The sequence below is a fragment of the Sorangium sp. So ce381 genome (genome assembly GCF_051473845.1).
Taxonomy (GTDB): Bacteria; Myxococcota_A; Polyangia; order Polyangiales; family Polyangiaceae; genus Sorangium; species Sorangium atrum.
On record NZ_CP150336.1, the window covers coordinates 3,217,049 to 3,240,878 of the forward strand.

16 protein-coding genes are annotated in these 23,830 nt (G+C 73.2%); 6 read left to right on the plus strand and 10 right to left on the minus strand.

What is annotated here, in order from left to right; translation table 11 throughout:
* Positions 1-18: 18 nt before the first annotated feature.
* Complete coding sequence (locus WMF29_RS12295) at positions 19-450, plus strand: VOC family protein (RefSeq protein ID WP_437329015.1); 432 nt, start codon at positions 19-21, stop codon at positions 448-450.
* A 33-nt stretch (positions 451-483) separates the two neighbouring features.
* Here the strand turns inward: WMF29_RS12295 and WMF29_RS12300 are convergent, their stop codons facing one another.
* On the minus strand, positions 484-1,617 hold the full coding sequence (locus WMF29_RS12300) for an amidohydrolase family protein (protein WP_437329016.1): 1,134 nt from the start codon (positions 1,615-1,617) through the stop codon (positions 484-486).
* A 132-nt stretch (positions 1,618-1,749) separates the two neighbouring features.
* Between WMF29_RS12300 and WMF29_RS12305 the strand changes: the two genes are divergently transcribed.
* The 4 genes from WMF29_RS12305 to WMF29_RS12320 all read left to right on the plus strand — a co-directional run bounded on the left by WMF29_RS12305 (position 1,750) and on the right by WMF29_RS12320 (position 9,027).
* A complete protein-coding gene (locus WMF29_RS12305; protein ID WP_437329017.1) occupies positions 1,750-2,412 on the plus strand; it encodes a hypothetical protein in 663 nt (220 codons plus the stop codon).
* A gap of 986 nt (positions 2,413-3,398) precedes the next feature.
* Positions 3,399-5,009: a hypothetical protein gene (locus WMF29_RS12310; RefSeq protein ID WP_437329018.1), complete on the plus strand. Its 1,611-nt coding sequence runs from the start codon at positions 3,399-3,401 to the stop codon at positions 5,007-5,009.
* A 38-nt stretch (positions 5,010-5,047) separates the two neighbouring features.
* The gene (locus WMF29_RS12315) at positions 5,048-6,595 is read left to right on the plus strand and encodes a hypothetical protein (protein WP_437329019.1); all 1,548 of its coding nucleotides are present in this window, start codon (positions 5,048-5,050) and stop codon (positions 6,593-6,595) included.
* Between the two features lie 401 nt (positions 6,596-6,996).
* Positions 6,997-9,027 carry an amylo-alpha-1,6-glucosidase gene (locus tag WMF29_RS12320; RefSeq protein ID WP_437329020.1) on the plus strand — a complete coding sequence of 677 codons (2,031 nt, stop codon included), beginning with the start codon at positions 6,997-6,999 and terminating at the stop codon, positions 9,025-9,027.
* A gap of 43 nt (positions 9,028-9,070) precedes the next feature.
* Here the strand turns inward: WMF29_RS12320 and WMF29_RS12325 are convergent, their stop codons facing one another.
* The 4 genes from WMF29_RS12325 to WMF29_RS12340 all read right to left on the minus strand — a co-directional run bounded on the left by WMF29_RS12325 (position 9,071) and on the right by WMF29_RS12340 (position 16,266).
* Positions 9,071-9,952, minus strand: coding sequence for a hypothetical protein (locus tag WMF29_RS12325; RefSeq protein WP_437329021.1), 882 nt, complete (start codon positions 9,950-9,952; stop codon positions 9,071-9,073).
* A gap of 163 nt (positions 9,953-10,115) precedes the next feature.
* Positions 10,116-11,627, minus strand: coding sequence for a pyridoxal phosphate-dependent decarboxylase family protein (locus WMF29_RS12330; protein WP_437329022.1), 1,512 nt, complete (start codon positions 11,625-11,627; stop codon positions 10,116-10,118).
* A 196-nt stretch (positions 11,628-11,823) separates the two neighbouring features.
* Positions 11,824-12,312: an SsrA-binding protein SmpB gene (gene smpB / locus WMF29_RS12335; protein ID WP_012234932.1), complete on the minus strand. Its 489-nt coding sequence runs from the start codon at positions 12,310-12,312 to the stop codon at positions 11,824-11,826.
* 9 nt (positions 12,313-12,321) lie between these two features.
* Entirely contained in the window at positions 12,322-16,266 is a 3,945-nt protein-coding gene (locus WMF29_RS12340) for a protein kinase domain-containing protein (RefSeq protein ID WP_437329023.1), read from the minus strand.
* A 137-nt stretch (positions 16,267-16,403) separates the two neighbouring features.
* Here WMF29_RS12340 and WMF29_RS12345 point away from each other — a divergent pair, with 137 nt between their 5' ends.
* Positions 16,404-17,867 (plus strand): serine/threonine-protein kinase, encoded by a 1,464-nt coding sequence (locus WMF29_RS12345; RefSeq protein WP_437329024.1) that lies wholly within the window; start codon positions 16,404-16,406, stop codon positions 17,865-17,867.
* On the opposite strand, the gene WMF29_RS12350 is transcribed toward WMF29_RS12345, so the two are convergent.
* The 5 genes from WMF29_RS12350 to WMF29_RS12370 all read right to left on the minus strand — a co-directional run bounded on the left by WMF29_RS12350 (position 17,851) and on the right by WMF29_RS12370 (position 23,631).
* Positions 17,851-18,894, minus strand: coding sequence for a hypothetical protein (locus WMF29_RS12350; protein WP_437329025.1), 1,044 nt, complete (start codon positions 18,892-18,894; stop codon positions 17,851-17,853). The two genes, WMF29_RS12345 and WMF29_RS12350, sit on opposite strands and share 17 nt — an antisense overlap.
* Before the next feature lie 300 nt (positions 18,895-19,194).
* Positions 19,195-20,940, minus strand: coding sequence for a hypothetical protein (locus WMF29_RS12355; protein WP_437329026.1), 1,746 nt, complete (start codon positions 20,938-20,940; stop codon positions 19,195-19,197).
* A 281-nt stretch (positions 20,941-21,221) separates the two neighbouring features.
* Positions 21,222-22,592: a sigma 54-interacting transcriptional regulator gene (locus WMF29_RS12360; protein WP_437329027.1), complete on the minus strand. Its 1,371-nt coding sequence runs from the start codon at positions 22,590-22,592 to the stop codon at positions 21,222-21,224.
* 151 nt (positions 22,593-22,743) lie between these two features.
* Positions 22,744-22,974, minus strand: a complete 231-nt coding sequence (locus tag WMF29_RS12365; protein WP_437329028.1) for a hypothetical protein — start codon at positions 22,972-22,974, stop codon at positions 22,744-22,746.
* A 285-nt stretch (positions 22,975-23,259) separates the two neighbouring features.
* Entirely contained in the window at positions 23,260-23,631 is a 372-nt protein-coding gene (locus WMF29_RS12370; RefSeq protein WP_437329029.1) for a cupredoxin domain-containing protein, read from the minus strand.
* Between the last annotated feature and the right edge of the window lie 199 nt (positions 23,632-23,830).

Here is a 23,830-nt window from a genome sequence, read left to right on the forward strand (position 1 = left end):
CCGAGGAGAGGGGTTCTCATGGCGCTGCTCTGCTTCTCGCACCTGGCGTTCTCGTGTGACGACCCGATCGCCGTCGAGCGATTCTACACCAAGCATTTCGGCTTCAGGCGCGCCCGGGTCTATTCGCCCGGCCCGGACCAGGTGGTGCAGATCGAGCGTGGGCCCGTGGCGATCGAGCTCTTTCGTGCCACGGAGGCGCGTCCGTGTCCCGCCGTCGGCGGGGCCGGGCCGGCGTACCCGGGCTACCGCCACATGGCGTTCCTCGTCGACGACCTCGATGCGAAGATCGCGGCCATGGGCCCGGACGCCCGGATCACGCTCGGCCCCGTGGACATGAGCCAGTTCATCCCGGGGATGCGCGTCGCCTGGATCGCAGATCCCGAGGGGAACATCATCGAGCTGAATCAGGGTTACGTGAACGAGGACACCCCCCCTCCGCCGCCCGCGTAGGCTCCCCTGGATCGGGCCACGCACGCGCTCGCGTCACGGGTGTGCCGCGGGCGGATCGGGATCTGCGGGCCAAAGCAGGCGGCGTGCGTTGTCGTGGTAGATCTTCTGGAGCACGGGCGCGGGCAGGTGCATGCCGTAGATCCTCCAGAACCCCTGGCGGCCGTTCGCGGCCTCGGTGTCGAAGTAGTCGTCCTCGGTCTCGAGGAAGCGCGCGTAGACCTCGTAGCCTGCGGTCTTTGCGCTCTTGAGGTCGGTGCCGAAGAGCACGCGGTCCTGGTAGCGGACGAAGAAGCGGCGCGCCGCGCGCGGCTGCCGGCCAAGCTCGCTGATGCTGGCCGACATGTCGACGTTGAAATTGGGGAAGCGATCGAGCCAGCCCGCGAGCTGCTTCAGGTCTTCGGACGAGCTGCCCATGTGCGCGCCCACGAAGGTGACGTCGGGGTGGCGTTCGAGGACGCGGTTGCGCTCCTCGAAGAGCTGCGCGCGTGTGGGAAAGCGCGTCCGGTCTGCGAACGACCAGCCCGGGAACTCGCGCAGCTCGTGCCAGCGCTCGTTCTTCGCGTCCAGCGGGACGAAGAACGCCGCCGGGTCGGCCACGTGCCAGAGCACGGGCCGGCGGTAGCGCGCGCACGTGCGCCAGACCGGCTCGAGCTCCGGGCTGTCGAGCGCGACGCGCCGGCCCTCGGGCGTGCGCACCGTGAGCCCGAGCTCCTTGAAGATCTTGAGCCCCTTGGCCCCGGCCTCGAAGTCGGTCGCGAGCTGAGCGGCCGCGCGCTCGCCCCACCCCGGCGCGCCCACGAGCGTGAGGTCGAGGTTGGCAAAGGTCAGGAAGCGCCCTGGATATGCGCGGTCGAAGCGCTCGAGCTCGCGCGCCAGGCGCTTGCCCGAGAAGCCATCGAGGTTGACGATGGTCTCGACGTGAAACGCGTCCATGCGCGCGACCTCGGCGGCCACGTCCACGACCCGGCGCAGGTGCGTGTGGACATCGATGGCGGGCACGGCCAGGTGGGTGATCGCGGTGCGCTCGAGCGCCACAAGCGGTGTGGGCTGCCAGTCCGCGAGCCGCAGCGCCGCGATGTCGGCGGGCTGCGACGGCGCCGGGCCGTGAGCGCACGCGGCTGGCAGGAGGAGAACGAGGAGGACCGCTGCGATGTGCGCGCGGGACATGAGGTGACCTCTGGACGCGAGCATGACCGAGCATAGCGCGCAGGAGGCCGCGCTCGGCGAGGAACGCCTCGGGGCAGATCACCGAATTGGCATGATAGGCTGCGGGGCGCAGGCGGAACGGAAGGAGGCAATGTGCTTCGACTTCACCTGGCCCTTGGTTGCGCGGTTTTCATGGTTGCAGCGTGCGGCAACGATGTGCACGAGGGGGGTGCTGCCGGCAATGGCTCTGGCGCTACCGGTGGCACCACCGGTGCCGGCGGATCCGTCGCGAACAGCGGCGAGGGCGGCGCCGTCGGCTCGGCGGGAACGGCCGGCGGCGAGGGCGGCCATGGCGGCACCGGCGCCGGCGGCGACCCGGGCGGCACCGGGGGCAGTGTCGCGGGCGGGGGCGTGGACGGTGCGGCCGACCCGTGTGGGGGAGCGTTGCCGATCACGTGTGGCGATCGTTTGAATCACAGCACGACGAGCCAGGGGCGCGCGAATGTGTGGACGGGCTACGGCCGGACCGCTCGTGCCGAGTCCGGGCGTGAGACGGTCTATGCCTTCTCCTCGACGACGGAGTGCATGGTGGTCGCAAAGCTCGAGAACCTCGCGACGGACCTGGACCTGCTGCTGCTTTCCGCCTGCGACCCCATCCGGTCGAACGAGATGGCTTCCTCGACCCCGCTGGATCTACAGACCGTCGAGACCGTGAGCTGGACGAGCGCGCCAGGCCAGACATCCTACCTGGTGGTGGACGGCTACGCCGGGGCCGAAGGCAGCTACACCATCTCGGTCGACTGCACGTGTCGATGATCTGACCGCTCCAATCGCGCCGGTCCTGCCCATCGCGCAGCGGTTAGCGGCCAGCGAAGCGCCGTCGGCGCGTCCTGCGCAGCCCATTGACCCTCCTGCACAAGCCTCGGCGGCCTCCCGCGCAGCGCCGTCGGCCGTCCTGCGCAGCCCATTGGCTCTCCTTTACAAGCCCCGGTGCCCTCCAGCGCGGCCCCGGCGCCCTCCAGCGCGGCCCCGTCGTCCCTCCAGCGCGGCCCCGGCGCCCTCCAGCGCGGCCCCGTCGTCCCTCCAGCGCGGCCCCGGCGCCCTCCAGCGCGGCCCCGGCGTCCCTCCCGGGGACCCACGCTGTGTCCTGCGCTACATTTGCTCCCGTCCTGCGCGGCCGCTGCGCCCCTCCTGCACACCCCTGTTGGTGTCCTTTGTCACCATCGTCCGTCTCCTGCGCAGCCCCGGTGCCTCTCCTGCGCAGCCCCGGCGTGGCCTCGCGTGCCTTTTGTGGTTGCTACGCAACTCTTTCTCCATCGTGCGCCCCCTCCGCCAGCTCCGTGGCCTGCTGCCGGCGGCGCCGGGCACGCCGCTCCCTCGATGCCGCGGTGCACCGCCGCTCCCAACCTTCGGCCCCAGCTCCTCGCTCGTGACGGGAGCGACTCGTGCTCTCCTCTGACCAATTCGCACGGCCTCCGATGCCAGGGACAGACAAACGCATTGCGGCATCGGACTGATTTTTCTCGCCCGAAGCGCAGGGTATGGCGATTTCAACCCCGTTGACGCCGTGCGGCTCGCGCACGTACCGTCCGCGCGTGCGTGTCGTTGAGCCATCGCTGCACGGCTGCCCGACGCTCGGCGGGACCACACCGGCCGCCGAGGGTCTCCGCGCCGTTCCGGTGGCGGTTCGCGAGCAAGCAGGGCTGCTCCGTCGGGACGCGCGGTGAGGCGGAGGGGAGCTCATGCGTCGTCGGGTCGATGATCGAGCCCGCGGGGTTGCTCGTGCCATCTCGCTCCTCGCGATGGCCTCGATGGGCGTCGCCGGTATCTCCGGGTGCTCCTACGCCGAAGACTGCGCGACGATGTACACGTGCGAGCCGCTCCCCGGCGAGATGCCGCCACAGCTCCCGGCGTCGCCGTGCGACGGCGATCCTGCGAAGAGCCCGGCGAAGGACGGGTGCGGGGTGTTCGTCAGCGAGTCGTCAGGCGACGACGGGAGCCCTGGCACGAAGGGCGCGCCGGTGAAGACCTTGCAACACGCGATCGGGCTCGCCGTGCACGGACGGGGCGACGGCAAGCCGCCGACCCGGCGCGTGTACGCGTGCGGCGGGTCGTTCGAGGAGGAAATCACGCTGCCTTCCGGGGTCGACCTCTGGGGCGGCCGGCGCTGTCAGAACGGCGACTGGTCGTACGCGTGGTCGTTCGGCGGGCCGGACGAGCCCACCGTCATCGCGCCGCCCGAGGGGATCCCGCTGCGGATCCTCGAGGGCGAGGACCTGGGGGCCATCCCGGGGGACGACGCGACCTCCATGATCTTCGGCGTGCGCGCCGTGGCGGCGGACGCCTCGGCGCCCGATGGCAAGTCGTCGATCGCGATGATCTTGAGCCCCGGGACCTGGGCGATCGTGCGGGATAGCGCGATCGTCGCGGGCAACGGCAAGGACGGGGAGCCGGGAGAGGACGCGTTCAGCGAGCGGGCGCAGGACGGGGCGCCGGGGAACCACGGCGCACACGCCTGCACGGCGGACTTCGCGACGGGCGCCCTTCCGGTTGTGACCGTGTGCGATGATGGATCCGAGTCCATTGGAGGCTACGGAGGCGACGGCGGGCTCGACGCAGGGGGTGACGGGGAGCCGGGACAGCCGGAGTCGGCGGCGAATCCGGAAGGCAAAGGCCTCGCGGGGACCGGCGCGGGCAGCAGCGCGTGCACACCGGGGAAAGACGGCGCCGACGGCGACGATGCCGGGCGCGCTGTCGGCGCCGTGGACGCGGGCTACCTCTCGGAATCGTATGGCTGGGTCGGCATCCGGGGCGAGGACGGCAAGAGGGGCGGCGTCGGCCAAGGAGGGGGAGGCGGCGGCGGCGGCAAAGGGCGAGACGGCACGATCTCGTGCCGCGCGGGCGGACCGCAGGGCGGCGCTGCCGGCGGCTCGGGCGGGAGCGGCGGTTGCGGTGGCCGGGGCGGCATGGGGGGCGGCTACGGCGGATCGAGCATCGGCATCGTCGCGTTGCAGGGGAGCGCGATCACGCTCAAGGCGACCGAGATCACCACGGGCAACGGGGGTCAAGGGGGCGCTGGCGGAAGGGGCCAACCGGGAGGCATCGGTTGGAGTGGCGGGTCCGGCGGGGATCTCGAGGGAACGGACATGCTGCGCGCGTGCGGCGGCGGGGGTGGAGGCCGTGGCGGCCGGGGCGGGGACGCCGGCGGCGGCATCGGGGGCTCGTCGTACGGCGTCGCGTTCGTTGGCGCCTTCGTGAGCCTCGATCCGGACGTGATCGTCCACTTTGGACGGGGGGCCGGCGGCGGCCCCGGAGGCAATGCGGCGCCTGACGACGACCGGGGCTGGGGCGAGTCCGGCGACGGCATGGCCTACCGTCCGTTCGATGCGCCCGCTCCACGACCCCCCCAGTGACCGAGGCGGTGCGCGCCGTGCGGCGCCGAGAGAGGACCATGACAACGATCCGAACGACCTGTCCGGTTCTTGCATTGCTGTTCGTCGTGGCCGGGTGCGGCACCACACCGGCCGCGAGCGACGCCGGCGGAGCACCGTGTGACGGCTCCGCGGAGTGTCATGACGAGGCGCCGCCGGAGTCGGTCTGTCTCGAGCGCCTTGCCGCCGATGAGCTGGTGGACGGCTGCGGCGTGTTCGTGACCAACGAATTCGGAGGCGGTGACGACGCGAACCCCGGCACGACGAAAGCCAAGCCGGTGCGCACGCTCCAGCGCGCTGTCGAGCTCGCGCGCGCCGGGCGCGGGCGTGTGTTCGTCTGTGCCGACGGGTTCTTCGGTCCGCTGGTGCTGCCCTCCGGGGTCGATCTCCTCGGAGGGTTCCATTGCTTCCAGTGGTGGCGTCAGGCAGGGAGCAGATCCCTGCTTCAGACTACCCACGATCGAGCGATTGCCCTGACCGTCGTACCGGCGACCGCCGAGGACACGGGCGCTGCGGACGGGGTATCGAGAATCGTCGACATCGACATCACTTCATCAAAGCCGATCGCGATGCTCGTCCAGTCGAACACCGAGGTCGAGATGCTCCGAGGCAGGGTTCGCCCCACAGCCGGGTGGGGGGGGCATGACGGCGAGGACTTGCCCGAGCCCAGCGACGCACCCGACGGCGCCGATGGAATGTACGGCGGCGACGCGTGCTCGGCCGAGACCGTGGCCGGCGGGGCTGCCGTGGTGAACCCGTGCGAGGGCGGGCTCCCGAGCGTCGGCGGCAAGGGCGGTGACGGATTGCCCGGCGGCGCGGAGGACGGGCACGACGGCGAGCCGACCCCGACGCCGAACCCCAGCAACTACGGCGGGCGAGGACGCGGGGACGTGGCCGACGTGGGCTGCACGGACGGCGATTACGGGATCTACGGCGCGCGGGGCACGGCCGGCGCCCCCGGCCAGGGCATCGGGCGCATCAGCGAGGCCGGCTGGGAAGCGGACTGGGCCGGCGACGGCGGCCGGGGCACGCCGGGCCAGGGCGGCGGCGGAGGCGGCGGCCGCAGGGGCGGGCTGGGCGCGTGCGGCGCGGCGTCCAAGGGGGGCGCGGGGGGAGGCTCGGGCGGGGCCGGCGGATGCGGCGGACGAGGCGGCAAGGGGGGCGAGAACGGCTACCCGAGCATCTCCATCGTTGCGCTGCACGCCAAGGTGACCGTGCGCGACAGCGAGATCGAGGCGTCCCACGGCGGCCAGGGCGGCGACGGCGGCGAGCCCCAGCGAGGCGGCCGAGGCGGCCGGGGCGCACCGGGCGGCGTACTGGAGGACCGCCCGGCCTATTCCTGCAACGGCGGCCCCGGGGGCTACGGCGGCGAGGGCGGTTATGGCGGCCCGGGGCGCGGCGGCGACTCGATCGGCATCGCCTATCTCGACGAAGACCGGCTCACCGTCGAGGGCGTCACCTTCACGCTGGGGCTGCCGGGCAAGGGCGGCATCAGCTGGGATGACCAGGGCAGGATGATCTCGGGCGAGGACGGTCTCGCCGTGGAGACGCTCCGGTTTCCTGAATAGCTCGATTGGTTCCCCGAGGCGCGCGCCCGTGGCCGCGGCGGCGCCGTCCGCGATGCAGGAGAACTTCGCGGTGTTTCTCCTCGAGCTCTCAATCGCGTGAATGATCGCCGATGCCGGCCCCACGTCATGAACTCGCGCAACGCGCTCGAAAGCCACCGGACGGCCAGCTCGTTGCCGCTCTTCCGACGAACAGTCACACGCAGATCGAAGTCACCGCAGGACGCAATTCCCTCGACGAAATCCTCGACGTGCCGGCCAGCATGGCGGGCAGGGTTGTAGAATGATGCGTGTAACTGGTACGTTACCCCCGACGGTGTGAGGCCGACCCAGGGCGTCTCGGCGATTTCGAGGGTCGCGTCGAGCCCGCTCGGTCAGCTATAGATGTCCCGGAGGAGGAGCGCATGGTCGGGATGGGGAGGGAGATCTGCGGCGACCTGAGGATCGCCGAAGAGCGCGAGTGGCTCGTCACCAACGGCATCGGCGGTTATGGCTCCGGGACGGTGGCCGGCTCGCTCACGCGCGGCTATCACGGGCTCCTCGTCGCTGCCCTCCGGCCGCCCGTCGATCGGCGGCTGATGCTGGTCAAGCTCGACGAGACCGTCACGTACCGCGGCGCGGCCTGGGACCTCGCGACCAACCGCTGGGCGAGCGGCGCCGTCGCGCCGAGCGGCTTCGTCAACATCGAGCACTTCGCGCTGGAGGGCTCGATCCCTTGCTGGCGCTACGCCTGCGCCGACGCGCTGCTCGAAAAGCGCGTCTGGATGGAGCACGGCCAGAACACGACCTACGTCGCTTACACCGCGCTCCAGGCGCGCGAGCCGTTGCGCCTCACCGCGCGCGCGATCGCCAACAACCGCGTCTTCCACAACACCGGCACCGTCGCGTGGCCGGCCGGGGTCAGCGCCGCTTCGGGCGGCGTCCGCGTCGTCACGGCCGGCGACGCGCTGCCGCTGTTCCTCAAGCTGGAAGGCGCCGCGGCCACCCCCGCGACGGAGCTCTACCGCGGCTTCGCGCTCCCGGCCGAGACGGCGCGCGGGCTCCTCGATCGCGACGACCACATCCACGTCGCGACCTTCGAGACGACCCTCCTGCCCGGCGAGACGGTGGTGTTCCTCGCCGCCGCCGGAGACGGCACCACCGCTGTCGATCCGGAGGCCCTCGCGCGCCGCCGCGCGCGCGATCGGGCCCTCCTCTCAACGTGGAGCGGAGCGAGGCCGTCGGGCGCGCCCGCCGCCTCGGAGTGGATCGCACAGCTCGTCCTCGCCGCCGACCAGTTCGTCGTGGACCGCGCGCAGAGCCCCGGCGGCAGCCCCGGTAAGAGCCCCGGCGGCAGCCCCGGCAAGAGCATCATCGCCGGGTATCCCTGGTTCGAGGACTGGGGCCGCGACACGATGATCAGCCTCCCCGGGCTCGCGCTCTCGACAGGACAGGCGAGCATCGCCGCGCCGATCCTCCGCACGTTCGCCGCCTTCGTGGATCAGGGGATGCTGCCCAACCGGTTCCCCGATGCCGCCACGGTCCCCGAATACAACACGATGGACGCCACCCTCTGGTACTTCCAGGCCATCCGCGCCTGTCACGAGGCGACCGGCGACGACGGGCTCCTGCGCGATCTGTTCCCGGTGCTGCGGGACATCGTCGACTGGCATATCAAGGGCACGCGTTATGGGATCCAGGTCGACCCGGGCGATGGCCTGCTCCGCGGCGGGCAGGAAGGCGTCCAGCTCACCTGGATGGACGCCAAGGTCGGTGATCGCGTGATCACGCCGCGCATCGGCAAGCCGGTCGAGATCAACGCCCTCTGGTACAACGCGCTGCGGGCGATGGTCGCCTTCGCCGCCCGCCTCGGCGAGCCCGCCGAGCCCTATCAGGGGATGGCGGCGAGGGCCCTCGCGTCCTTCGAGCGCTTCTGGAACGCCGCCGCGGATTACTGCTACGACGTCCTCGACGGGCCCTCCGGCGCCGAGGCGGCGCTCCGGCCGAACCAGCTCTTCGCCGTGTCGCTCCCCGAGAGCCTGCTCTCCCCCGAGCGACAGCGCGCCGTTGTCGACGCGTGCGCGCGGGCGCTCCTGACCTCGTACGGGCTGCGCTCGCTCGCCCCGTCGGAGCCGGCCTATCAGGGGGTCTGCTTCGGCGATCAGGAGCGCCGCGACGCCGCTTACCACCAGGGCACTGTATGGGCGTGGCTCATCGGCCCGTTCATCGAGGCGCACCTCCGCGTCTACCGCGATCCCGACGCAGCCCGCCGGCTGCTCGCGCCGATGGGCGATCACATCAACGCCGCCGGACTCGGCTCGATCAGCGAGATCTTCGATGGTGACGCCCCCTTCGTGCCGCGCGGCTGCATCGCCCAGGCGTGGAGCGTCGGCGAGGCGCTCCGCGCCTTCACGCTCCTCGACCAGGCGGCGTCGCCCGTCAAGGCGCCCGCTTGACGCGACGACGCCGGCGCGGGGCTCGACGCCGGTGAGATCCAGATCAGCCGCCCTTGCAGACGTCGGCGCAGGTGCCCGTCGCATCGGCACACGCGAAGGACGCGCAGTCCGAATCGGCGGAGCAGGGCGCGCCGGCGGCGCCGAGCGGCGTGCACGTGGCGCCATCGCACGCCGCGCCGGCCGCGCAGTCTTCGTCCGACGCGCATGCACCGCCCGCCTGCTCGCGCGCCTGGCACGTCCCGTCCTCGCCGCAGCGAAGCTCGTCCTGGCAGTCGAGGCTTCCCTTGCACGATTCGCCGATGGCGAGCCGTGGCGCGCACGTCCCCGCGTCGGGCGCCGAGGGCTGGTCGCACCGGAGCCCGTCGTCGCAGTCGAACCTCGACGAGCATGGCTCTCCGGCCACCGCCCTCGCTTTGCACGCCGACGTCGACTGTCCGCTCGCGTCGACGGTGTGCAAGCAGCGGTCCCGGGCGCAGTCCCAGTTGTTGCCGCACGTCCCGCCCTCGGGCACGGAGCCGTCCCACGCATCGGGGCAGGACGGCGTGAACTTGGCGTTCACCCCCAAGAGCACGCTCACGATCTGAATTTCGGCGCAGGGGGCCGCGTCCACCTCGGCCAGGCACGCCTCCGCCTTCTCCGGGACGAAGGTGCCCTTCACCTCGCCTCCGTCGCTGACGGCAACGAGGATCGCCTCGAGCTCCGAGGCGCACGCGTCGGCGGAGCTCGCGTCCAGGTCGTGCGCAGCGCGGGTCGCAGCGTCGCAGCACGCGAAGGTGCGGTCGCAGAGGGCCTTCGCATAGCTGGAGAGGAAATCGCTGCCTGCCCGCGCCCGCGCCTCGTCATCCCCGCATCCGGGCACGGCGGACATCGCGACGGGGACGGCCGACAGGAGCGTCGCGAACAAGACAGGTCGCTGTATGCGCATGGAGAACCTCCTCGGTTCGATCGTAGATGGATCGCCGGAGCCAAACCACCGTGAGCGCCATGACGAGCTTCGGGATCTCCTCGCCGGTGGGGGTCGAGACGGCTGGCCGTTCCACGAGACCGAGCTGAGCCCCGCGCCGGGCGAGCTGGGCTGTCGCGCCCCTTCAGTCGTCGTCCGCTCCTCCGTGCCGCTCGCTTCCGCGCGCGGGCGAAAGCCGCCCATCGCGGAGCTCTTCCAGCACCTCCGCGAGGCTCGTCGCGACGTCGACGAGCGCCGCGTTCACGCGGTCCGCGTGTGTCCTGAAGCTCAGGATGCACATCCGCAGCAGGAACCGCCCCCCGGCCACCACCCCCGTGAGCAGCACCCGCTGCTTCGCGTTCACCCGCGCGAGGAGGCGCCGGTTCAACGCGTCGAGCGCCGGCCCGTCGTCGACGCCGGGCGGGCGCGCTCTGAAGGCGAGGAGCGACAGCTCGGGCTCCGCCACGACCTCGATGTGCGCCATCTGCCGGAGCGCGTCGGCCGCGCCGCGGGCGAGCGTGAGCTTCTCGTCGAGCTCGGCCCGGAAGACGGAGGCCCCATGCATCTTGAGCGGCAGCCACACCCGCATCCCGCGCGCGTCGCGCGACAGCTCGGGGCTGATCGCGCAGAAATCCACGAGATCGTCCTCTGCCTGCATCGGCGGCATGTACGACGCGGAGAGCGCGTGCGCGCGCCGCAGCGCCTCGCGATCGCGCACCGCGAGGCAGCCCGTCCCGTACGGCAAGAAGAGGCTCTTGTGCGGGTCCAGCGTCACCGAGTCGGCGCGCTCGATCCCGCGCATCGCCGCGCGCCCTCGCTCGGTGAGCGCGAAGAAGCCGCCGTACGCCGCGTCGACGTGCAGCCAGAGGCGCTCGGCCTCGGCGAGGTCGGCGAGGGCGGGCAGATCGTCGATCGCGCCGGTGCCCGTCGTGCCCACCGAGGCGACGAGGAGGAAAGGGGAGAGGCCGCGCGCCCGGTCGCGCGCGACCGCCTCCGCCGCCGCGCCGGGCCGCATGCGGAAGCGCCCGTCCACCGGGATCTCGCGCACGGCTTCCGGCGGAAAGCCGGCGAGGAGCGCGGCCTTCGTCACCGAGTGGTGCGCCTCCTCCGAGGCATAGAGGGTCCCTCGCAGGAAGTCCGGCGGGAGGCGCTCGCGGCGCGCGGTGATCACCGCGACCAGGTTCGCGAGCGAGCCGCCCGTCGTGAGGATCCCCCCGGAGCCCTCGGGCAGGCCGAGCATGGCGCAGAACCAGGCGATCACGTTCGCCTCGATCTGCACGAGCAGGGGGGCGGCCTGGAAGACGCCCACATACCGGTTCACCGCGTCCGCGATCAGATCGGCCACGGCCGCGTGAAAGAGCCCGCCGCCCGGGATGTACCCCATGTAACCGGGGGACGCCGTGTTCAGGCTCATCGGGATGAGCTTGCCGAAGAGCTTCCGGAGGAGCTTTTCATAAGGCACGCCGCGCTCCGGCAGCGGCTCACGGAGCGAGCGCGCGACCCGCTTGCCTCCCCGCGTCGCGTGCATCGGCTGCTCCGGCAGGCTCTCGATGTGCTGGACGATGCGGTCCATCGCGAGCTCGACCATCTCGCGCATGGCGTCGCCCGGCAGCTCGAGCGGGTGGGGGCCTGACGGCGGGCGTTTCGGGCGGGGCAACGCGCGGCATCCTACTTCACCGCGCGCTCCACGGCGCGCGGCGTTCCGGGCGAAGGCGTCGCGAAGACGTTGCGAAGACGTTGCGAAGACGTTTAGAGATGTCCAGCCAGACGAGCCGCCTCGTCACGGGGGCGCCGGCCTGCGATCGACCTGCGATCGACGCCCGAGCCGGGTCCTCCGCGAGCTCGCCGGAGCGTCACGCGCGTCCGTACCCTCGCTGTCCGTGCACCACCACGGCGCGCATCTCGCGCTCGGCGTCTTGCTCCTTGATGGTCTCGCGCTTGTCGTGGCTCTTTTTCCCCCGCGCCAGCGCGATCTCGACCTTGGCAAGACCGCTCTTGAAGTAGAGCCGGGTGGCGACGGCGGTCATGCCCTCGCGGGCGATCGAGAGATCGATGCGCTCGATCTCGCGCCGGTGGAGGAGGAGCTTGCGCGCGCCCTTCGGCACGTGGCCGAAGGCGGCGCTGGCCATCGCGGCGATGCTCACCCCGTGCAGGAACACCTCGCCCCGGAGGACCGTGCAGAACGAGTCGGTCAAGTCGGCCTTGCCGGCGCGAAGCATCTTCACCTCGCTCCCCTTGAGGACGATCCCCGCCTCGAACCGGTCGCCGAGGTCGTAGTTGAAGCCTGCGCGCTTGTTGCGCGCGATGAGCGTCTCGCCCGGCCTGGCCTTCTCCTTCGGCATCAGGGGAGCTTATCCGTCGATCCCCAGCGCGGCGAAGCGCCGGGCGAACGAGAGGCCCGACGGGAGCAGCGGGCGGGCCTCGGCGAAGGCCGTGCGTGCGTCGGCCTCCCGGCCGGCGCGGCGGGCGGCGCGCGCCAGGAAGTAGAGCGCCTCGAGCCGCTCGATCGGGAGCAGGCCGCGCGAGCGCGCGAGCGTCTCCTCCCAGCTCGCGCCGCCGGGCGCGCCGATCGCGAGCGCCACGGCGTCCAGCAGGGCCTGCGCGTTCGGCGCCGCCGGGCCGGGCGGGCAGCTCGCGCGGATCCACGCGACCGCCGCCGCGGCCTCGGCGCCCTCGCCGCGCGCGGCGTGGAGCCGGGCGAGCATCAGCGAGAGCTCGACCACCGGGCGCTCCATGAAGCGCTCCTCGAGCGCGCGGCCTCGGCGGGCGAGCTCGAGCGCCTCGTCGTCGCTCCCGTTCCAGAAGAGCTGCTCGGCGAGGTTGCCGGTCGCCGCGCGCTCGGGCCACGGGTTGCCCACCTCGCGCGCCAGATCGACCGCGCGCCGGAGATCGTCGATCGCGCGGTCCAGCGCCTCCATCGCGGTCCACAGGAAGAACCGGTTGCAGTACGCGACGCAGAGGTGGACGCTGTCCTTCGCCCCGGCCGCGAGCGCGATCACCTCGTCGAAGCGGGCCTCGGCCTCCGCGAGCCGACCGGCCACGACCAGCGCGCACGCGAGCAGGAGGAGCGCGACGACGCGCGCCTCGTAGTCTCCGTCCGCCTCGGCCATCGCCGCGCCGCGGCCGAGCTGCTCGACCGCCTCGGGCACGCGCGCGTGGCGCCACGCGCAGCGCCCCTCGGCCACGAGGAATCGGCGCGAGAGCCGGCGGTCGCCGAGGCGCGCGACGATCGGCCGCGCCTCCTCCACGCGCGCCGCCGAGCCGGCGAAGTCGTTGTCCCAATCGAGCGCCGCGGCCTCCTCGAGAAGGGCCTCGCAGAGCAGCGCGTCTGCGCCCGACGCGCGCGCGGCGGCGGCCGCCGCGGTGAGGTCCTCGAGCGCCTCGCGCGTGCGCGACATCCGGTAGCGCGCCGCGCCCCGCAGCGTGAGCGCGCGCGCCCTGGCCAGGCCGTCGGCGCCGCCGAGCGCCTGGCCAGGCACACCTCCCGGTGCCTCGGCCGGCGCGTCGATCACGTCGCCCACGTCGCCCGCGTCGATTACGTCGATCACCTCGATCGCGCGCGTTGCATGGGCGTCGGCGGCCACGTGCTCGTGCGCCGCGAGCGCGGCCTCGGCGAGCCGGATCGACGCCGCCGCGGCCTCCGCGCGCGCCCCCACCGCCGCGGCGTGCAGGGCGAGGCGCTCGAGCGCGTCCGCGCCCGGATCCCGGGCGTCCCGCCACACCTCGAGCGCAGCCTGGTGGACGCGACGGCGGTGCGACGGGTCGAGCATCCCGTACAGCGCGTCGCGGAGCGCGGCGCTCCGGAAGGCGAAGCGATCGGGCGCGCGCTGCTCGAGCAGGCCGTGGTCGCGGAGCGCGCGCAGGCCGGCGCGCGCGTCGACGGGCGTGGTCGCGCCGCCGCCGCGCTCGAGCGCGCCCTGGACGCGCTCGACCTCGGCGGCGCTGAAGGTGACGCCGAGGACCGCGCACAGGCGGGCGCACGCCGAGATCTCCCGCGGCAGGAGGTCGAGCTGGCGCGTGGCGAGCCACTGCCACGCGGGGGAGGGCGGGATGCGGTCGAGCGCCGCGGTGGCGAGGTAGAAGCTGCCCGTCCGCACGCGCCGGCGCACCATGCCGGCCTCCTTGAGCGCGGCGGCGAGCTCCACGAGCGCCGCGGGGTTGCCGGCGGCCCAGCCGTGCAGCCGGTCGAGCGCGGCCGCGGGCGGGTACTCGGCGGGCGCGAGGAGCGCGGCGGCGAGCCGGACCCCGGCGGCCGCGTCGAGCGGGGCCAGGGTGAGCGCGTCGCTCCGGGCGGCGCGCGCGCCGAACCCCCGGCGCGCGGCGGCGAGCCGCGGATCCGCGGCGACGAGCGCCCAGCAGGGCCCGCGCTCGCCGTCCAGGGTGGCGACCTCGAGCGCGTCGAGGAGGCCGTCGGGCGCCCAGTGCGCGTCGTCGAGGACGACCGCGATCGGCCCGCTGCGCGCCCGCGCGCGCAGCGCGGAGGCGAGCGCGCGCGGGCCGTGCTCGTCGCCCGGCGGCGCTCCGGCGAGCGCCTGGCGCAGGAGCTCCTGCAGCGGCCGCGCCGGATCCCCCGCCGCGGGCGGCTCCGCGGCGGCGGCGATCACCGCCGCGTCGGGCCAGAGGCGCTGCACCAGCGCGGCCGCCTCCGCGAGGAGGCGGGACTTGCCGAGGCCGCGCTCGCCGAGGAGCGTGAACAGCCCAGGCGCGCCGCGCGCGAAGCAGGCGCCGGCGCTGGCGGCGAGCGCGTCGAGGACGTCGTCTCGGCCGACGAGCGGCGGTCCCGCGCGCTGCCGCAGGAGGTCCGTCTCCGCGCCGGCGCCGCCGCGCGCCGCCGGGAGCGCGCGGGCGGCGGCCTCGGTGAGCGCCACGGGATCCGCCGCGCCCTCGGGGATCCAGGTCTCGGGCTGCTCCACCGCCGCGCCGTAGACGGCGGGCGGGCCGTCGCTGCGCGGGCGGCTGCGGAGCGGGGCGAGGTGGACAGCGGCGCGCGCTTCCCCGCCGCGGGTGAGGTCCTCGGCGGCGGCGAGCGCGGCAGCGAGCGGCGCCTCGACGTCGGCGCCCGAGAAGACCGCGACGAAGCGCCGGCCGCGGCGCCGCGCCACGAAGCCCGCGCGCCGCGCGACGGCGGCGCTCACCTGCGCGGCGTCGGCCGTGGTCTCGACGGCGACGAGCGCCATCAGCCGGCGGCCCTCCGCGATGAGCGCCGCGGCCGGCGCCTTTGCTGCGGCCGCAGCGGGCGTCTCGGCCGCCGCGGGCGTCTCGGCCGCCGCGGGCGCGGCGGCGGCCACGGGCAGGGCGCACGGCGCGCGGCGGCGCGCATCGTCCAGCGTGCGCGGGAGCGCGTCTTCCAGCGCGCGCCGGAGGGCGCCGGCGCTCGGCGGGCGCTCGGCCGGGTCCTTGGCCATGCAGGCGAGGATGAGCTCCTGCACCGCGTCGGGGGCGCCTGCCTCCTCCGGCAGGCGGGGCGGGCGCAGGTGGAGGTGGCCGTGCTCGATCGCGCTGCGATCGCCGACGAAGGGCGGCCTCAGCGCGAAGAGCTCGTGGAGGATCACGCCGAACGCATAGAGGTCCGTCCGCGCGTCCGCCGCCGCCTCGCCGCGGATCTGCTCGGGCGCCATGTACTCGGGCGTCCCCAGCGCGAAGCCCGCGCCGGTCCGCTCGGCGCCGGCCCACGCCGCGCCGTCGCCCGTCGCGGAGGCGGCGCCGCCGCCGAGCGTGCAAGCCCGGCCGAAGTCGAGCAGCGTCGCGCGCACGGCGGGTCCGGTCGCGTCGATCGCCACGTTGTCGGGCGTGAGATCGCGGTGCACGACGCCGCGCGCGTGGACGGCGCCGAGCGCCTCGAGCACCGCCGCGGCCACAGCGAGCGCGCCGTCGGGGGCGGCCGCCGCGCCTGCGCCCGCGGCGCGGTCCTCGATCCACCGGGCGAGCGTCGGCGCACGCACCCGCTCCATCGCGAGGTACGGCCGCCCGTCGTCGAGCTGCCCGCGCGCGTGGAGCGCAGGCGCGGGCGGCGCGCCGGCGCGCGACATCGCCGCTGCCTCCCGCGCGAAGCGCGCCCGCGCGAGCCCGGTGCTTGCGCGCGCGACCTTGATGGCCGCGGCCGCGCCGTCGTCGCGGCGCGTGGCCTCCCAGACCACCGAGAACCCGCCGCGGCCGAGCTCGCCGCCCACGGCGAAGCCCTCGATGCGCGACGGCGCCCCGGCGCCCGCCTCCGTGACCGCGGGCGCCGTGAAGCCGTCGCGGGGACACGGGCACGAGGCGGAGACCCGGATGTGGCAACGTGGGCAGCGAGGCAAAGGACCTCTCGGGCGGCGGCGTCCGGTGCGGCGAGGGCGAGGGCGAGGGCGAGGGCGAGGGGATGAGTACGAGAAGCTGAGATCCGGACCGCGCCCGGCGGCGCTCCGCGCGCCCCGCATGCTACGCTGTATGTCTTGTGAAGTGCGACGCGACCGACCCTGTGCCGCTCACCACGGTCGTGGCGCGGGGATGCTCCTCCGGGGACCGGCGCGTGCTCTCGCCTGGGGATCGCGTCGGCGACTACGTCGTCGCATCGCTGCTCGGCCAAGGCGGCGCGGGCGCTGTGTACCGCGTGGTCCCCGCGGAGCGCGGCGGCGCCGCGCGCGCGCTCAAGGTGCTCCACGCCGATCTCGTCTCGAGCCATGAGGCGGCGCTCCGCTTCGCGCGCGAGGTGCGCGCGATCGGCCGCATCCGGCACCCCAACGTCATCGCCGTCCACGAGGTCGGCGAGCTTCCGGACGGGAACCCGTACTTCACGATGGAGCTGCTCGACGGCGTGGATCTCCGGGCGCACCTCGCGGCGGCCGGGCGCCTGTCGCTCGACGAGACGCTCTCGATCCTCGATCCGCTCGCGGCAGCGCTCTCGGCCGCGCACGCGCAGGCGATCGTGCACCGCGACATCAAGCCCTCGAACGTCTTCCTGGCGGACGAAGGCGGCGCGCGGCGCGTCGTGCTCCTCGACTTCGGCGTGGCCAAGCTGCTCGACGACTCGGGGCCGGCGATCACCGGCTCGCGGCAGATGGTCGGCACGCCGGCGTTCATGGCGCCCGAGCAGATCCGCGGCCTGCCGACGGATCAGCGCACCGACGTCTACGCGCTCGGCGCGCTCGTCTATGCCCTGCTCACCGGCGAGCCGCCCTTCCCGGCGACGTCGACGCTGCTCCCGCAGCTGCACCTCCACGCCCGCCCGCCGCGCCCGAGCGCGCGCGCGCCGGTCGAGCCTGCGATCGACGAGGTGGTGCTGCGGGCGCTCAGCAAGGACCCGGGGCGGCGCCAGCAGGGCGCGGCGGCGCTGCTCGCCGAGCTCCGGGAGGCTGCGGGCCGCGCTGGCCTCCCGTCCGGCGCCGAGCGGCTCGCGGTCGCCCTCCACGTCGAGGCGCACGCCGACGCGGCGGCGCTGGAGGACGCGGAGCCGGGCCTGCTCGACGACCTGGAGGCGATCCTGCCCGCCGCCCAGGCGTGGCTCGCCGAGCGCGGCTTCCGCGTCGCGGTCGAGGCCGGCCACGCTGCGCTCTACGTCGTCGATCCGGGCGGGTTCCCCGGCGGCGAGCGCGCCGCGCGGCGGTCGGCGATCGACGCGGCGCGCGCGCTCCTCGGCGCGCTCGAGGCGCGGCCCGCGCGCGATCCGCGGGTGCACGTCGCGCTGTGCCTCCACGCCGCCCCGGCGCGCTTCGACGGCGGCGCGCCGGCTGGGGGCCCGCTGCTCGACGTCGCGGCGTGGCTCCCGGAGGGCCTGCCCGCCGGCCTCTTCGCGACGCCGGCGCTGCTCGACCTCGCGACGCCGGCGCTGCTCGACGGGCTCGGGCTCGAGGCGGCGCCGGCCGGGGCCGTGGCGCGGCTCTGCGCGCGCGCCCTCCCAGCGATCACCATGCGCCGGTGATGGGGACGTCGCCGGCGAGGCCGAACTGGAGGGCGCGGTCAGCGCCGTCCCAGCCGTTGCCGTTCATGTCGAGGAGCCACATCCCGTTCGACGGCCGAAAGGCGCCGACGAGGCTCCGTGCGGTGCCGCTCCAGCGCCCGACCACGGGGATATCGCCTGCCTGGCCGAGCAGGATGGGCACCTCGCCGTCGTACCCGTTGCCGTTGAGATCGAGGTGGAATTCTCCGTTCCGGAAGACGCCGACGCGCGTCTTGCCGGTGCCGGTCCAGTCGCCGACGAGGGGCACGTCGCCGCGCAGGCCGAACTGGAGCACGCGGTAGGTGCCGTTCAGCCCATTGCCGCTCACGTCGAGGTACCAGTACATGAATCCATCGGGCAGCACGCGGACGACGCCGGGGCGCGCCTTCCCGCTGCCATCCCAGCTCCCCACGACCGGGGTGTCCCCCGGACTGCCCCAGTGGACGACGCGATCGGACGAGTCATAGCCGTCGCCGTCGAGATCGAGGTACCAGACGCCGGCCCGGAAGACGCCGACGCGCGTCTTCCCGGAGCCGGTCCAGTCCCCGACCACGGGCACATCGCCGGGCAGCCCGAACTGGATCTGCCGATCGACGCCGGGCGACCAGCCGTTGCCGTCGAGATCGAGGAACCACATCCCGTCGGCGTCGCGGAACACGCCGGGCTTCGAGTGACCGTCGCCGCTCCAGTCGCCCACGACAGGCGTGGTGTTGCCGGTGACGGAGAAGCTGATCCCGGCGTCGCCGTCCCACCCGTTGCGGTTGCGATCGAGCACGAAGCTGCTCGGCCAACGGAAGACCCCGACGCCGGTCGGAACCCGCGCCACGGGCGGCGAGATCGGGCTGTCGCTGCCGCCCTCGATCTCGCCCTCGAGCGCGCCGTCCGCCTCGCCGAGCGAGCCCTCGATCGCGTCGCCGCCGTCGATCGAGGCTTCCCCGCAGCCCGCCGCGGCGGTGACAGCGGCGATCAGAAGAAGCAGCGTACTGGACTTTGTCGACATCGAATTCATGGATTTCATCCTTATCCTCAATGGTCCATCGTTCATGGCGCGGATCGCCGGCATGACGACACACGCCTATCTGCGAACAGCGTTCTCGCTGCGCCCCGCGTCAGCGCCGCCCGAGATCAGCTGTCCCAAATCAGTCGTTCTGATCTCCCCGCCCAGGCCCCCTGCGTCACAGAGCGGCGGTCACCCGCACAGGAGACGGGTCCAGATCGACGTTTTCGGCGCGCAGGCGCACTCCAGTGCGCCGAGCACCGAAAACGTCGAGATGGGCCCGTATCCGAAGCGGGTGCCCGCCGCTCTCGCTCACCAGCAGCCGGTGAGGGGGACGTCGCCGGGGAGGCCGAACTGGAGGGCGCGGTCAGCGCCGTCCCAGCCGTTGCCGTTCATATCGAGAAGCCATGTTCCGGTCTGCGGCCGCCAGGCGCCGACGAGGCTCCGGGTGGTGCCGCTCCAGCGCCCGACCACGGGGATATCGCCTGCCTGGCCGAGGCGGATGGGCACCTCGCCATCGTACCCGTTGCCGTTGAGATCGAGGTGAAACTCCCCGTTCCGGAAGACGCCGACGCGCGTCTGGCCGGTACCGGTCCAGTCGCCGACGAGGGGCACGTCGCCGCGCAGGCCGAACTGGAGGACGCGGTAGGCGCCGCCGTCCGTCCCATTGCCGCTCATGTCGAGGTACCAGTACATCAATCCATCGGGCAGCACGCGGACGACGCCGGGGCGCGCCTTCCCGCTGCCGTCCCAGCTCCCCACGACCGGCGTGTCGCCCGGATTGCCCCAGTGGACGACGCGATCGGACGAGTCGTAGCCGTTGCCGTCGAGATCGAAGACCCAGACGCCGGCCCGGAAGACGCCGACGCGCGTCTTGCCGGAGCCGGTCCAGTCGCCGACCACGGGCACGTCGCCGGGCAGCCCGAACTGGATCTGCCGATCGACGCCGGGCGACCAGCCGTTCCCGTCGAGATCGAGGAACCACATCCCGTCGGCGTTCCGGAACACGCCGGGCTTCGAGTGACCGTCGCCGGTCCAGTCGCCCACGACAGGCGTGCTGCCGGTGACGGAGAGCTGGATCGGCGCATCGTCGTCGTAGCCATTGGCGTTGCGATCGAGCGCCCAGGCGCCTGCACGAAAGATCCCGACGCCGGTGGCCCCAGGCGTGGTCGGGGCGAGATCGTGGCTCGATCGGTTGTAGACCGTGATGACCTCCGGGTACGTGACGCCGCCGCCCCCGCACTGCCCGAAGATGTCCCCGTCTCTGGAGCAATGCTCGGCGCAGGGGCCGAGGACCTGGAACCCGCACTCCTCGCCTGACGTGTGGCAAGTCCGCCCTCGGCCCATCGCCTTCATGTCGTTCGTCGCGCCGATACACGCGAACTTCTTCGGCTCCAGGTCGAAGAGGTTGCCGAAGTACGTGGCCTCTTGAGCGGTGTAGTCCATCCCTTCCTCGGGGGTGAGGGTCATGCGCGGCGCGCGCAACGAGATGTTGACCGGCTCGCCGAGCTTGTTCGCGTGCGCGAGCAGGCACGCGCTCACCCAGCGCTGCTCTTGGTCGGTGAGCTGCTTGTCACTCCAGGACGGGGCAAGGCCGTGGAGGCCGTTGAACTGAACGAAATCTGTCGGTCGCGGATCCCCTACGACCCGTTGCGGATTCGCTACGACGAGCTTTTGTCCCTGGCTCAGGGCGCACGACATCATGTACGCCATCGCTTTGCGGCGCAGCCCGTTCCCCTCGCCGGTCACCCGCTTGAAGATCCTCTCGGACTTGCTGGCGAGGGAGGCAGCCGCGAGTTCGCGGAGGAAGTTGAGGACGCCGGGGTCCCGCGTGAAATCGGCGTCGATGCCGTTCAACGAGATGACCGTAGGCCCCGGGTCGCCGCCCGGCACCGGCACCGGCTCGGGCTCCGGCGGCTCATCGCCGCTGAGCACGGCTTGCGCCGCTTCGCCGAGCGCGGCGGGGGCGTCGTCCGTCGCCGCGACACAGCCGAGCGCGGCGGGGCTCGATGCGAGGAGCGCGAGGAGCAGGTACCGGGGAGTGCCTTGCGTTGTCATGGTGTCGCGGCTCTTTAATGCAGCGCCCGTGCCGGGCGCGCAGCGCTCGTGCCGGGCGCGCAGCGCTCGTGCCGGGCGCGCAGCGCTCGTGCCGGGCGCGCAGCGCTCGTGCCGGGCGCGCAGCGCTCGTGCCGGGCGCGCAGCGCTCGTGTTTGCCCGCGCCGGGCGGCGGATCTCGCGGATCGCCGGCGCTGCCGTCCTCCTTCCGGCGGCGCTTTCCGCGCGGCGCGCCCCTGTCCCCGTAGGCGCGCGCCCACAGGTGTAGGCGCGCGCCTACGCGGCTACTCCTCGCGGGCCGACAGGTCGTGCCGGCGGAGCAGCTCGTGGAGGTGGCTCCGGTCCATGCGCGCCGCGCGCGCGGCCGCCGAGAGGTTGCCGCCGTGCGCGCGGAGCAGCCCCCGGAGGTACGCGCGCTCCCAGCGCGACGTGGCCTTCTCCTTGGCGGCGCGGAACGAGAGCGCCGGGTCGAAGGCATCCTCGGCCGCGGGCGGCGCGGCGCTGTCCGGCGCGCCCCCCTCGTCGTCCCCGCCGTCGCGCCACGGCGCCGCGTCGCCGAGGAGGACCGCGCGCTCCACGGCGGCCCGCAGCTCGCGCACGTTGCCGGGCCAGTCCTGCTGCGCGAGCGCCTGGAGGAGCTCGGCGGGCGGGCTCGGATCGCCGTCCGTGACCAGCTGCTCGTAGAAATGGGCGACGAGCAGCGGGATGTCCTCGATCCGCTCGCGCAGCGGCGGGATGCGGATCCGCACCACGTTGAGGCGGTAGAAGAGATCGGCCCGGAAGCGGCCGCGGTTGACCTCCTTCCGGAGGTCGCGGTGGGTCGCCGCGACGACGCGCATGTCGAGCGGCACCGGATCGAGGCTGCCGACGCGCTTGACGACGCGCTCCTCGAGCGCGCGGAGCAGCTTGGGCTGCATGTCGAGCGGCAGCTCGCCGATCTCGTCGAGGAAGACGGTGCCGCCGCGCGCCGCCTCGAAGGCGCCCGGGCGCGACGCGACCGCGCCGGTGAAGGCGCCCTTCACGTGCCCGAAGAGCTCGGCCTCGATGAGGTTCGGCGGGATCGCGGAGCAGTCGACGACGACGAAGGGCCCGCCCGCGCGCGGGCTGCTCTGGTGGATGGCCTCGGCGACCAGGCCCTTGCCGGTGCCGGTCTCGCCCTCGATCAGCACGGTGGAGGCGCTCCCGGCGATCCTGGGCAGGAGGGCGAACAGGCGGCGCATGGCGGCGCTCTGCCCGAGGGCGCGGCCGTAGCGCTCCTCGTGGCTGAGCGGCTGGCGGACCTCCTCGTCGAGGTGCTCGAAGCGCAGCGAGGTCTCGCCGACGCCGAGCACGGTCCCGGCCTTGAGGTAGGCGGAGCGGACGCGGTACCCGGCCATGGTCGTGCCGTTCTTGCTGTCGAGATCGCGGAGCAGGAACCCCTCGGCCGTCGCGGTGATGGCGCAGTGATGGCGGGAGACGGTCGGATCGGTGAGCGTGAGGTGCGTCCCCGGCGCGGAGCCGATCACGAGCTCCGGCTCGTCCGAGTCCCGCGTGAGGCCGCGCTCCGGGCCCTCCAGGACCTTGAGCCGGAAGCGCCTGAACACGAGCTCCGTGGAGCGGGACTCGAGCGCGCGGGTCTCGTCGGGCGAGGAGGGCGATGGCTGGCCGTGCGACATCGGGTCGAGGCTACCACGGCGCCGAGCGGCGGCTCTCCGCGGCGGACCCGCCTTGTACGCCGCGACCACCCGCTCGCGGAGATCGTTCGAGATCGGCGCCGCCGTCTCCCGGCCTGGACGAGCGCGAAGGAGAGGAACGAATACCCGTCGGTCAGGGCGCCTCGGAGAGCTGCGGTTTACACCTGCCCTCCGAGCACACCGCCGTCATTCCTTCAGGATACACGGGCGCGCAGGGAGGGCACGCGACGATCTCTTCGGGGCAAACGAGGGCGCCGAGATCCGCGCTCTGGTTGAGGGCGACGATGCCTTTCCCATCGCACGACTCGCAGCACCCAACGCCGTCGCGCAGGGCGCAGTCCGCGAGCAGGAGAGAGGTGAGCAAGCCCAGACCGACGGACAAGCTCCGGTATATTCCAAACACGTTGCAATCGGCGCACGTCCGGTCACCTGAGGATAAGACAATCGATCGTAGGATATGCATCCGTCTTCGATGGCATGTCAGGCGGTGGTGTGCCAGGCGACGCTGCATGCCGTGACGACGTGCTCGAGGTGCGGCGCGTCGCTCACGGCGCGCTTCCTACGTGGAGGCACCGTGTCCCACCTGTCGACGGATCTGCCAACCGGAGGGCTCGCTCGCGGTGAGCCAGGGAGCGCTTCCGTCTGCTGCTCACTTCCTCGGCGCGACGGCGATGGTGCCCTTGATCATCCCCATGCCGCACTCGAATTTGAGCTCCCCTGCCTTCAGCTCGGGGAGGTCGATGGTCACCGGCTGTCCGGTCGGCAGCTCCTTGCGGATGCCGAGGCTCGGGAAGACGATCTCCTTGGTGCAGTCACCGCTGTCGTGGCGGACGAGCTTGAGCTCCAGCCGCTCCCCCTCGACCGCGGCGATCTTGTCGGGCACGAAGGCGCCGTGGACCATGATCTCGACCACGCGCGGCGCCTTCTGTGGCTCGGCGCTCGCGGGCTGCGAGCAGCCGAGCGCGGAGGCGACGGAGGTGATGCCGAGCGCGATCGAGAAGATTGCGTGTGTGGTCTTCATGAGAGAATCTCCTTGAGGTTCTGGGTGGAAGACGCGCGGGCCTCCGCCGCATTACGGTCGAACGCGGATTTCAGCTCGCCCGCCGGAAACGGCGGAGCCGGAGGGAGCGAGAGCCGCTGTCTCGCCCGGCTCCAGCGCGATGCGTCGCGCTCCCCAGTTCTCTTTCAGGTGCGCGAGCGAGCTCGTCCCCGGGATGGGC